The sequence below is a fragment of the uncultured Methylobacterium sp. genome (assembly GCF_964242245.1).
In the GTDB taxonomy this organism is placed as follows: domain Bacteria; phylum Pseudomonadota; class Alphaproteobacteria; order Rhizobiales; family Beijerinckiaceae; genus Methylobacterium.
Genome location: NZ_CAXTBY010000021.1, coordinates 39223 through 49180, shown reverse-complemented (window position 1 = coordinate 49180; position 9958 = coordinate 39223). Strand labels below are relative to the sequence as shown.

At 68.4% G+C, this 9958-nt stretch carries 10 protein-coding genes and 1 pseudogene; 7 read left to right on the top strand and 4 right to left on the bottom strand.

What is annotated here, in order from left to right; translation table 11 throughout:
• Nucleotides 1-484: 484 nt before the first annotated feature.
• Nucleotides 485-1177: an HNH endonuclease gene (locus tag ACFE8Y_RS07515; protein ID WP_375463771.1), complete on the top strand. Its 693-nt coding sequence runs from the start codon at nucleotides 485-487 to the stop codon at nucleotides 1175-1177.
• Between the two features lie 30 nt (nucleotides 1178-1207).
• Here ACFE8Y_RS07515 and ACFE8Y_RS07510 read toward each other — a convergent pair whose 3' ends face one another.
• Nucleotides 1208-1765, bottom strand: coding sequence for a DUF4337 domain-containing protein (locus tag ACFE8Y_RS07510; protein WP_375463770.1), 558 nt, complete (start codon nucleotides 1763-1765; stop codon nucleotides 1208-1210).
• A gap of 214 nt (nucleotides 1766-1979) precedes the next feature.
• Between ACFE8Y_RS07510 and ACFE8Y_RS07505 the strand changes: the two genes are divergently transcribed.
• The gene (locus ACFE8Y_RS07505; RefSeq protein WP_375463769.1) at nucleotides 1980-2516 is read left to right on the top strand and encodes a DUF2059 domain-containing protein; all 537 of its coding nucleotides are present in this window, start codon (nucleotides 1980-1982) and stop codon (nucleotides 2514-2516) included.
• A gap of 12 nt (nucleotides 2517-2528) precedes the next feature.
• Here ACFE8Y_RS07505 and hemA read toward each other — a convergent pair whose 3' ends face one another.
• Nucleotides 2529-3824 (bottom strand): 5-aminolevulinate synthase, encoded by a 1296-nt coding sequence (gene hemA, locus ACFE8Y_RS07500; RefSeq protein WP_375463768.1) that lies wholly within the window; start codon nucleotides 3822-3824, stop codon nucleotides 2529-2531.
• Nucleotides 3825-4390: 566 nt separating this feature from the next.
• Here hemA and ACFE8Y_RS07495 point away from each other — a divergent pair.
• Complete coding sequence (locus tag ACFE8Y_RS07495) at nucleotides 4391-4693, top strand: hypothetical protein (protein WP_375463767.1); 303 nt, start codon at nucleotides 4391-4393, stop codon at nucleotides 4691-4693.
• A 95-nt stretch (nucleotides 4694-4788) separates the two neighbouring features.
• Here ACFE8Y_RS07495 and ACFE8Y_RS07490 read toward each other — a convergent pair whose 3' ends face one another.
• On the bottom strand, nucleotides 4789-5058 hold the full coding sequence (locus ACFE8Y_RS07490) for a hypothetical protein (RefSeq protein WP_375463766.1): 270 nt from the start codon (nucleotides 5056-5058) through the stop codon (nucleotides 4789-4791).
• A 228-nt stretch (nucleotides 5059-5286) separates the two neighbouring features.
• Here ACFE8Y_RS07490 and murA point away from each other — a divergent pair, with 228 nt between their 5' ends.
• On the top strand, nucleotides 5287-6576 hold the full coding sequence (murA, locus tag ACFE8Y_RS07485; protein WP_375463765.1) for a UDP-N-acetylglucosamine 1-carboxyvinyltransferase: 1290 nt from the start codon (nucleotides 5287-5289) through the stop codon (nucleotides 6574-6576).
• A 140-nt stretch (nucleotides 6577-6716) separates the two neighbouring features.
• Nucleotides 6717-7010: pseudogene (locus tag ACFE8Y_RS07480) on the top strand (type II toxin-antitoxin system HigB family toxin); the annotation flags it as partial.
• Nucleotides 7011-7510: 500 nt separating this feature from the next.
• Here the strand turns inward: ACFE8Y_RS07480 and ACFE8Y_RS07475 are convergent.
• Nucleotides 7511-7834 carry a hypothetical protein gene (locus ACFE8Y_RS07475; protein ID WP_375463764.1) on the bottom strand — a complete coding sequence of 108 codons (324 nt, stop codon included), beginning with the start codon at nucleotides 7832-7834 and terminating at the stop codon, nucleotides 7511-7513.
• Between the two features lie 257 nt (nucleotides 7835-8091).
• Here ACFE8Y_RS07475 and ACFE8Y_RS07470 point away from each other — a divergent pair, with 257 nt between their 5' ends.
• Together ACFE8Y_RS07470 and hisD are read left to right on the top strand one after the other, a co-directional pair.
• Nucleotides 8092-8535 (top strand): DUF2948 family protein, encoded by a 444-nt coding sequence (locus ACFE8Y_RS07470; RefSeq protein WP_375463763.1) that lies wholly within the window; start codon nucleotides 8092-8094, stop codon nucleotides 8533-8535.
• Nucleotides 8536-8563: 28 nt separating this feature from the next.
• Entirely contained in the window at nucleotides 8564-9859 is a 1296-nt protein-coding gene (gene hisD / locus ACFE8Y_RS07465) for a histidinol dehydrogenase (RefSeq protein WP_375463762.1), read from the top strand.
• Nucleotides 9860-9958: the final 99 nt, after the last annotated feature.

Sequence of the window (9958 nt, the reverse complement as noted above, 5' to 3'; positions counted from 1 at the left end):
CGAAGCTCGACGCCCGCGTCAGGCGGCCCTGGGATTCGGGGTCGTCGGCCATGGCTCCTCCCGGACGCTGCTTTTTTCGGATGAGACAGGATCGCGGGGGCGACGTCCAGCCGCCCACCCGGCCGGTAGTGTCTCAGCTTGAAATTTGATCTCGAACGGTTGAGCCTCGCGTTCCCGTTCCGGCCCCTCGTACGATCCCTCCCGCTGAAGTATGCTTGGCGCCAAGCAGGAGGGGTTCGACATGGTGACGTTTCGGCTCGTCGGTGTTCCACCCGGATCGCAGTTTTCGGGGACCGTCACGCTAGCAGATGACATTTCAGACTCGCCATTCTTCATCCGCGATATGGTTTATCGGTGGCTCGAAGCTGATCCGTCCCTGCCGCGTGCTGTGCACGTGACTGGTCTTAGCGATGATCCTATTGAGTGCGACGTGGAAGACTTACCGTCACACGCCTACCTGTTTCCAAAGAGTGAATAATGCCCAATGGATTTACATGGTCCCAACTCCCGAGTCGATGCACGCATTGACCGTGCACTCAAAGAATTTGAGAGCTCATCATTTACATCAGCGCAATTTATAGAACGGTTTTTGGATTTATACCCTAAAACCTGGGCCGCAATCATCGAAAGATATGGACTTGGAGGCAAGGGTACAGGGACGGTATTTACGTCGTCAAGTTTTATAGGCAGGCATTTAGAAAAACGGAAATACAACCGATCTTTGTTAAAATTGGATCGAGTGAGGTCTCCAGCAGGATGGGGCAATCCATGGATTACTGTTTGGGCAAATTTATCTTATTCTGGCGCTTCTCTATATCCCGACGAAATCCAAAATGAAGGGTCGTTTCTTGAAGGAGCAAAAACTACGGTAGTAGTCAATAAATATGAGCGCGATAACGGCGCTCGGAAAAGGTGCATCGAACATTATGGAACAAATTGCTCTGTCTGCCGTATGAGTTTTGGAAAGATGTACGGCTCTAGTTTATTAAACTTTATTCATGTTCATCATCTAAAGCCTTTATCTACGATTGGCAAGCAGTACAAATTAGACCCTATCAAGGATCTGCGACCAGTATGCCCCAACTGTCACGCTGTCATTCATGCAAACGGAAAGGTTTTGAGCATCACGCAAGCTAGGGCAGCGATGCGACATGCGGCGAGGGAAAATTCAAACTGAGACACTACCACCCGGCCGGACCCCGCGGGCTCAATGCAGGAACGGCAGCACCTGCGGCGCGAAAAATCCGAAGCCCAGCATCGCGGCGCCGGCAACGCCCAAAAACCCGCCGGCGAAGACCAGGGCGACGATGCCGGTGATGACTTCCGCCGAGGCCAGCACGATGCCGATCTGGAAGGCGGCCGAGGCCAGCTCGTAGTGGTGGTAGCGCAGCAGCGAGAGGTCGCGCGCACCTTGCGCGGCCTTGGCCTTCTCGGCGAGCTCCTTGCGGCCCTCGCCGGTGGCGGGCTCGGACTCCCAGCGGGCGATGGTCCTGGCCCACTCGGCGCGCTTGGCCTGCACCGCAGCGTCGCTGCTCCCCGCCGGGATCAGCGCCAGCGCCTCGTCGGCGGTCCGGAGCACGGTGGCGCGGATGGTGCGGGCCTGGAAGAACGCCCACTGGTTGGCCGCCTCAACGTTGGCGCCGATCGCCTCGGTCTGCGCCGCCTTGCCCAGCGTCTCGCTGAGGGCGAGGCACAAGGCCAGCACCGAGATCAGCAGCGCGACGCGCCGGTTCGAACCCTCGACCGCCCCGTGACCACCCGACATGCCGCGTCGTTCTCCTGCTGCTTGATGCGTCGATTGACGCCCCGGCCGATTCGCGCGGGCGAGTCACAGCCGATCACGGGCGCCGATGCAACGCCTCCGGCAAGGCCCGGCGCGGTGGGGGCAGGCACCACCGCGGGGGCCGTCACCCGGCCGCGGGGCTTGCGCCGGAGCGCGAGCCCGGTACGACGGGTCCGGCATCGAACGGAGCCGACCCATGCGCATGTCCGCCCTCCTCGGCCTCGCCTGCCTCGGCGCGGTGATGTGCGGCCCGGCTCGGGCGCAGGCGCCGGCCCCCGCCGCGCCGCAGGCGAGCGTCGAGCCGGAGCGCTTGGCGGCGGCCCGCGAGGTCGTGAAGCGGGCCCAGGGCGACCGCGCGGCGCTGCTCGACTCGATGAGCGTCCCGATGATCGGGATGGTGCAGCAGATGGGCCTGAAGGAGCCCGAGCGGGCGCAGGTCATGGTGCGGGAGGTGATCATGCCGATCCTGTCCGCGCACTACGACGAGTTGCTCGGAATCCAGGCGCTCGCCTACGCGGCGGTGCTCTCGAAGGCGGACCTCCAGGCGATCGCCGCCTTCTACGACACGCCGGCGGGCCGCAGCCTCGTCAGGGCGCAGCCGGACTTGGCGCAGGCGACGCTGACCGGCATGCGGCAGTGGCTCGGCACGCTGACCGGGGAGATGCAGGCCAAGATCGCGGAAGCCGGCGAGGCCCACGGCTGGTTCCCGAGCCGGAAGCCCAAGTCGAACTGAGCGCGCGCCGGTCTACTCCGCGGCCTGCGCGAACACCGCGCCGGCGCGCGGCAGGTCGAGGGTGTCCCAGGTCTCGACCAGCGCCGCGGTCAGCGCCGCGATGCGGGCCTCGTCGTGGAACGGCGAGGGGGTGATGCGCAGGCGCTCGGTTCCCCGCGGAACGGTCGGGTAGTTGATCGGCTGGATGTAGATCGCGTGGCGCTCCAGCAGGTGGTCGGCCGCCGCCTTGCACAGCTCGGCGTCGCCCACCATCACCGGCACGATGTGGGTGTCGGTGGGCAGCACCGGCAGGCCCGCGGCCTCCAGCGCCGCCTTGGTGCGGGCGGCCTGGCGCTGGTGCGCGTCCCGCTCCGCGCTCGAGCGCTTGAGGTAGCGCACCGAGGCGCGGGCGGCCGCCGCGATCGCCGGCGGCAGCGCGGTGGTGAAGATGAAGGCCGGCGCGAAGCTGCGCACCGCGTCGCAGAGCGCGGCGGAGGCGGTGATGTAGCCGCCGACGCAGCCGAACCCCTTGGCCAGCGTCCCCTCGATCACGTCGACCCGGTGCATCACCCCGTCGCGCTCCGCGATCCCGCCGCCGCGGCGCCCGTAGAGGCCGACCGCGTGGACCTCGTCGAGGTAGGTCATCGCGCCGTAGCGCTCGGCCAGCGCGCAGATCGCGCCGACCGGCGCCACGTCACCGTCCATCGAGTAGACGCTCTCGAACACGATCAGCGCGTTGCGCCCGGCGGCCGCGATCAGCAGCTCTTCGAGGTGTGCGAGGTCGTTGTGGCGGAAGACGCGCTTCTCGCACCCCGAGTGGCGCACGCCCTCGATCATCGAGTTGTGGTTGAGCGCGTCCGACAGGATCAGGCAGTCGGGGATCAGCTTGGCGATCGTCGAGATGCCGGCCTGGTTCGAGACGTAGCCCGAGGTGAAGACGAGGCCGGCCTCCTTGCCGTGGAGGTCGGCCAGTTCCCGCTCGAGGTCGACCAGGGGCGAGGTGTTGCCGGCGATGTTGCGGGTGCCGCCCGCGCCGACGCCGCAGCGCCGCGCCGTCTCGGTGAGCGCGGCCACCACCTCCGGGTGCTGGCCCATGCCGAGGTAGTCGTTCGAGCACCACACCGTGATCTCGCTGGTCGCGCCGTCCGGCCGGCGCCAGTGGGCGATCGGGAACCGGCCCGCGATCCGCTCGATGTCGGCGAACACCCGGTAGCGCCGCTCGCCGTGCAGGCGCTCCAGCGCGCCGCGGAAGTGGGCCTCGTAGTCGGTCCCCGACCCCTGGCACTGCGTCGGGGGGGAGATCGAGGCGGCGGGCCGGGGCTCGGGCATGCTAGGTCCTTGGGCGGTGGCTGGCCGGGCGGCGCGGGCGTCCGGGCGCGGGATCGTCGAGGCGGACAGGGCCTCGATACCCTCGGTGCGGTTCGCGACCCCACCGGGGTCCGGCGCGCCCGATCGCGCCTTGGGTGGAAGGCGAAGAATCCGGCGGCCTGTCGGCGAGCCGTCGAACGAAAGATACAGGCGGATCTGGAATCGGTTCAAGAAGGCGGAGACAGTCCTGCCTTGCACCGCCCTCGACACCATTGTGAGGCGCGGGGATGGGCTTTACGAGTCGAAGGCGACGATGGGTCGCGTGAATCATGACCGCAGGCAACGACGGCGCCCGCACGCAACGCCTCAAGGCGGCGCTGCGCGAAAACCTGCGGCGGCGGAAGCTCCAGGTCCGCGGGCGGGCGGAGCCTGAAGTTTCGAGCGGCGGCGACGCTTCCGGAGGCTCGGATTCGTCCCCGGGGAATCCGTCTGGGCAAGCTGTGAAAAACAAGTCACGGTCAGATTCGCACGTTCCATCGCATCGGAGGCTAGCCCGAAGCGATGACGACTGAGAGTTTGCCCGCGCGATGGACACGAACGATGACGATCCGCGTGCATCACAGCACTTCGTCAGGATGGCGAGCGCATTCCTTGACGAAGTGGCGCCCGATTTTCATTGTTCGGTTTGCAAAACTGAAGCGTTCGAGGTTGTAGAGAAGCTAAAAGGCGATTATCATCCATTCATCTACAGCATAAATTACGATACTAATCGCGAAAAACGCTATCGTCAGTGGCTTCTCGTGTGCTCGAACTGCGGTTGCACCTACAGCTTCGGTCGCGAGCCGCTGCTCGCATGGGCGGAGGCACGAGGGATGACGGGCGATGACTAAGTATTCGTGTCGTCGGAAAGGAGTCGGGAACGGAAGTGGAGGCGGATGAGCCGCGCGCGACCCCCTCCTTGTCCGGCGGCAACGGGGGAGGCACATCAGACGACATGGAACGCCGGGTGGCCGCCCTTGAAAAGGGCATGGAAAAAACTGTTCGCCAAGCTCGACGACATCCAGACGTCGATCGCGGCAGCGCGGCTCGACACGGAGAAGCGGTTCGGGATGCTGGAAAGTCGGTTGATCGCCATCGATACCAAGCTGGATTCCAAAGTATCGAAATCCGAGCTGACGCCGATCGAGGCGAAGATCGGAACGATCGACGGGAAGGTGTCCAACATCCCGACCGTCTGGCAGATGATCGCGCTCATGGCCGCACTCCTGGCTGGCGTGAGTGGGCTCGCCATTGCGATCGTGAGGCTCGCGCGTCCCTGAAGGCGTCGCTCTCCGGTCGAGGGCCGCGACGCCTCCCGAGGAACGCTTAAGCCCCGGTCCCCTTTCGGACAAAACTCGCCTATAGGCTGCCGCCAAGCATGGACCCCGAATGCGGGGAAGAGCGGCACTGCGACGCGTGCGCGGCGCCCGAGGATCACGAGACGATGGACCGCATCCACATCACCGGCGGCGCAGCCCTCCACGGCACGATCCCGATCTCGGGGGCCAAGAACGCCGCGCTCCCGCTGATGATCGCGAGCCTGCTCACCGGCGACACGCTGGAACTCGCCAACGTGCCGCGGCTCGCCGACATCGCCGCGCTCACGCGCATCCTCGGCAACCACGGCGTCGACCACATGGTGGTGGGCAAGCGCCCGGGGCAGACCACCGAGACCGGACAGACCATCCGGCTGACCGCCTCGAACGTCATCGACACCACGGCGCCCTACGAGCTGGTCTCGACCATGCGGGCGAGTTTCTGGGTGGTGGCGCCGCTCTTGGCGCGCTTCGGCGAGGCCAAGGTCTCCCTACCCGGCGGCTGCGCCATCGGCACGCGGCCCGTCGACCTCCTGATCATGGCGCTGGAGCGCCTGGGTGCCCAGATCGAGATCGATGCCGGCTACGTCGTCGCAAGAACGAAGAACGGCCTGCGCGGGGCCGAGATCGACTTCCCGAAGGTCACGGTCGGCGGCACCCACGTGGCGCTGATGGCGGCGGCGCTCGCCTACGGCACCACGGTGATCGCCAACGCCGCCCGCGAGCCGGAGGTGGTGGATCTGGCCGAGTGCCTCACCAAGATGGGCGCGCGCATCCAGGGCGCCGGCACGCCGCGGATCGTCGTCGAGGGCGTGGCCCGGCTGAACGGCGCCCGCCACGAGGTTTTGCCGGACCGGATCGAGACCGGCACCTACGCCATGGCGGTGGCGATGGCCGGCGGCGACGTGGTGCTGGAGAACACCCGCGCCGACCTGCTGCACGCGGCGCTCGACATCCTCGCCACCACCGGCGCCGAGATCGCGCCGGTGGCCGGCGGCGTCCGGGTGCGGCGCAACGGCGCCGGCATCGCTGCCGTCGACATCACCACCGACCCGTTCCCGGGCTTCCCCACCGATCTGCAGGCGCAGTTCATGGCGCTGATGACGCTGGCCAACGGCCAGTCGCGCATCCGCGAGACCATCTTCGAGAACCGCTTCATGCACGTGCAGGAGCTGGCGCGCCTGGGCGCAAAAATCCGGCTCGAAGGGGATCTCGCCGTCGTCGAGGGCGTCGAGCGGCTCAAGGGCGCGCCGGTGATGGCCACCGACCTGCGCGCGTCGGTCTCCCTGGTCATCGCGGGGTTGGCTGCCGAGGGCGAGACCCAGATCAACCGGGTCTACCACCTCGACCGCGGCTTCGAGGCGCTGGAGGCCAAGCTCGCCCGCTGCGGCGCGCAGATCGCGCGGGTTCGGACGTGAGTGCGTGAGAGTGCGTGAGGCTTAGGTGCAGCCCGAGTCACGCGTCGGCCTCGGCCGATCACGATCACATCGCGATCCGTGGGCGAGGGGGCATGCAGCGGCGATCTTGTTTCCAAACTGGAAACTCGTCATGATGAGCCATGAACGTCGTCGCCCGATCGACGCTGGTGGCCTTCTGGAGACGTCACCCACGCGCCGAGGCACCGCTCCGGGCATGGCATGACACCATCGCGAAGGCGACTCTGGCCGGTCCGGCGGATGTCAAGACGGCGTTCGGGACCGGCGTCGACTTCATCAGCGACAACCGGGTTATCTTCGACATCGGCGGGAACCAGCATCGATTGATCGTCCGCTTCTCGTACAGGTTCAAGGCGTGTCAGATCAGATTCGTCGGCACGCATCGAGAGTACGTTAGCGTCGATCCGCCCACCGTGGAGTTCAAGTTCATGACGTCGGAGGTGTCGGCTCATGTGCGGAATGGCGTGCCGAATATCCGGCCGATCCGCACGGAAGCGGACCATCGCTGGGCCTTGAAGGAGATCGATGCCTACTTCGGCGCCGAACCGGAGGCCGGCTCCGCCGACGGTGACCGGTTCGAAGTTCTGATCGCCCTCGTCGAAGCCTACGAGCGGGAGCATTTTCCGATCGAGCCGGTCGACCCAGTGGACATCCTGCACTTCGCAATTGCGGATATGGGCCGGTCTCAGGCGGAACTGGCGCGGCTGCTCGGGTCCCGGGCGCGGGCGTCGGAGATCCTGAGCCGCAAGCGGGCCCTGAGTCTCGCGCAGATCCGCGCGATCAGCGCGGCGTGGCACCTGCCGATCGCCCTGCTCGCGGCGCCCTACCGGCTCGCGCAGGACGCGGCGTGACGGTCCGGACACGCGCCCGCCCGCCCGGCCGGAACGGCCGGGCGGTCGAAGCGTCGGACGGGGACTCAGCCGCCGATCTGGCCGCGCTTGAACCCGAAGCCCGGCACCTCGCAGCCGCAGGAGGTGTTGAACGGCGCGGCCCGCGTCACGCAGTTGCCGCGCGCGGTGACGCAGACGCTGCCGCGGCGCCCGCCGCCGCCGCCGAAGTCGCGGCGGCGCTCGAACCGGTCGTCCTCGTAGCCGCGGCGGCGCGGGCGGTCGTCGTCGTAGCCGCGGCGGGGTCCGCCGTACTCGTTGCCGTAGTACTGCGCGCCGGCCTCGACCGTACCGAGGGCGGTCCCGAGGGTCAGGGCGGCGACGGCCGCGAGGGTGAAGCGCTTCCAAGCCATGGTCTCGTCTCTCTCCTGTCGTTCACGATCCTTGCGACCCTATAGGCCGGTGCGGATGAACGGCGGCTGAGGCCGGCCCGCCATGCGCGCGCCACCGCGGGACGCCGCCGCGCAGGGCGCCGGACCGCGCATCGGCCCGGGCCCATCCCCGGGACGCCGCGCGACCGGCCCGCGCGGTTGCCGGAACGGGCCCGCCTCGCTACTGACGCGGGCCGAACGGCCCGACGCAACCCCCGATCCAGCGCGACACGCCCGCCATGGAGCTCCTGAAGCTCGCCGCCCTCGACGCCGAGGACCTGACCGTGATCTCGGCCCACCTTCAGGACGCGGTCCTGCGCGCGGCCGACCTGACGTACCTCGCCGCCGAGCACCGCTTCGTCCTGGCGGTCCGCCGCTTCGACTGGAGCGCGCCGGGCACGCCGCGGCGGCGGCTCTCCGGCGTGCACTTCGAGCGGGTGCTCGGCGTGCGCACCCGCGGGCTCGCGCCGGCCGACGGCGAGGCCGTGCTCAGCCTGCTCGCCGTCACCTTCGCGCCGACCGAGGCGCCCTCGGGCACGGTCACGCTGGTCTTCTCGGGCGACGTCGCGATCCGCCTCGACGTCGAGTGCGTCGAGGTCCGGATGAAGGATCTCGGGCCGGTCTGGGAGGCCGAGGGGCGGCCGGGGCACGACGACGCTCCGGTGCCCGGCACCTCGGTCTGACGCCCCACAGCACGGGAAGAACCGTCCGATGATCCGCCTCGACAGCACCGGCCCGACCTTCGCGGACGACTTCGCGCGGCTGCTCACCGTCAAGCGCGAGATCTCGGAGGATGTCGACGAGACCGTCCGCGGCATCATCCGGGGCGTCGTCGCGGGGGGCGACGCGGCGCTCGCGGACTACACCCGCCGCTTCGACCGCCGCGGCGACGATTTCTCGCCATCCTCCCTGCGGGTGACGGAGGCCGAGATCGCGGCCGCCGTCGCGGCCTGCCCGGCCGAGGCGCTCGACGCCCTGCGGTTCGCCGCCGGCCGAATCGAGGCGTTCCACCGCGGGCAGGTGCCGGGCGACCGGCTGGCCACCGACGCGCTCGGCGTCACCGCGGGCTGGCGCTGGACCGCGCTCGAATCGGTCGGGCTCTACGTGCCCGGCGGCACGGCGAGCTACCCGTCCTCGGTGCTGATGAACGCGATCCCCGCCCGCGTCGCGGGCGTGCCGCGGATCGTCATGGTGGTGCCGATGCCCGACGGGCAATCGAACCCGCTGGTGCTCGCCGCCGCTCATCTTGCGGGCGTCCACGAGGTTTTTCGCGTGGGCGGCGCGCAGGCGGTGGCCGCTCTGGCCTACGGCACCGAGAGCATCGCAGCGGTGGCCAAGGTCGTCGGCCCCGGCAACGCCTGGGTCGCGGCGGCCAAGCGCCGGGTGTTCGGGCAGGTCGGCATCGACATGATCGCCGGCCCCTCCGAGGTGCTGATCCTGGCGGACGGCCACGCCAACCCCGACTGGGTCGCCGCCGACCTCCTGGCCCAGGCCGAGCACGACGTGGCGGCCCAATCGATCCTGATCACCGACAGCGCGGAACTCGCCGACGCCGCAGAGGCCGCGGTGGAGCGGGCGCTCACCACCCTACCCCGGGCCGAGATCGCGCGGGCGAGCTGGCGCGATTACGGCGCGATCATCCGGGTGCGCGACTTCGACGAGGCGGTGCCGCTGGTCGACCGCCTCGCCCCCGAGCACCTCGAGATCGAGACCCAGGATGCCGAGGCCCTGTCGCGAAAAATCCGGAACGCCGGGGCGATCTTCCTCGGGAGCCACACGCCCGAGGCGATCGGCGACTACGTCGGCGGCCCCAACCACGTGTTGCCGACCGCGCGCTCGGCCCGGTTCTCCTCGGGGTTGGGCGTCCTCGATTTCATGAAGCGCACGACGATCCTCGCCTGCACGCCCGAGAGCTTGCGGGCGCTCGGCCCCGCGGCGATAACGCTGGGCCGGTCGGAGGGGCTGGAGGGGCACGCCCGCTCCGTCGCGATCCGCCTGAACCTGTGATACGGGAGCGGCCGTCGCGCATGTGTCCTTCAGCCCTCGGCCGCCCGCAAGCGCGAAGCGCGCCGCCGCGCGTGCGGCGGACGCATCGGATCGGCTTCG

What these genes read in the sequence shown, in the direction of transcription:
- ACFE8Y_RS07515 (WP_375463771.1), top strand. Translation starts at nt 485, where the DNA reads ATGGATTTACATGGTCCCAACTCCCGAGTCGATGCACGCATTGACCGT.
- ACFE8Y_RS07510 (WP_375463770.1), bottom strand. Translation starts at nt 1,765, where the DNA reads ATGTCGGGTGGTCACGGGGCGGTCGAGGGTTCGAACCGGCGCGTCGCG.
- ACFE8Y_RS07505 (WP_375463769.1), top strand. Translation starts at nt 1,980, where the DNA reads ATGCGCATGTCCGCCCTCCTCGGCCTCGCCTGCCTCGGCGCGGTGATG.
- hemA (WP_375463768.1), bottom strand. Translation starts at nt 3,824, where the DNA reads ATGCCCGAGCCCCGGCCCGCCGCCTCGATCTCCCCCCCGACGCAGTGC.
- ACFE8Y_RS07495 (WP_375463767.1), top strand. Translation starts at nt 4,391, where the DNA reads ATGGACACGAACGATGACGATCCGCGTGCATCACAGCACTTCGTCAGG.
- ACFE8Y_RS07490 (WP_375463766.1), bottom strand. Translation starts at nt 5,058, where the DNA reads ATGAGCGCGATCATCTGCCAGACGGTCGGGATGTTGGACACCTTCCCG.
- murA (WP_375463765.1), top strand. Translation starts at nt 5,287, where the DNA reads ATGGACCGCATCCACATCACCGGCGGCGCAGCCCTCCACGGCACGATC.
- ACFE8Y_RS07475 (WP_375463764.1), bottom strand. Translation starts at nt 7,834, where the DNA reads ATGGCTTGGAAGCGCTTCACCCTCGCGGCCGTCGCCGCCCTGACCCTC.
- ACFE8Y_RS07470 (WP_375463763.1), top strand. Translation starts at nt 8,092, where the DNA reads ATGGAGCTCCTGAAGCTCGCCGCCCTCGACGCCGAGGACCTGACCGTG.
- hisD (WP_375463762.1), top strand. Translation starts at nt 8,564, where the DNA reads ATGATCCGCCTCGACAGCACCGGCCCGACCTTCGCGGACGACTTCGCG.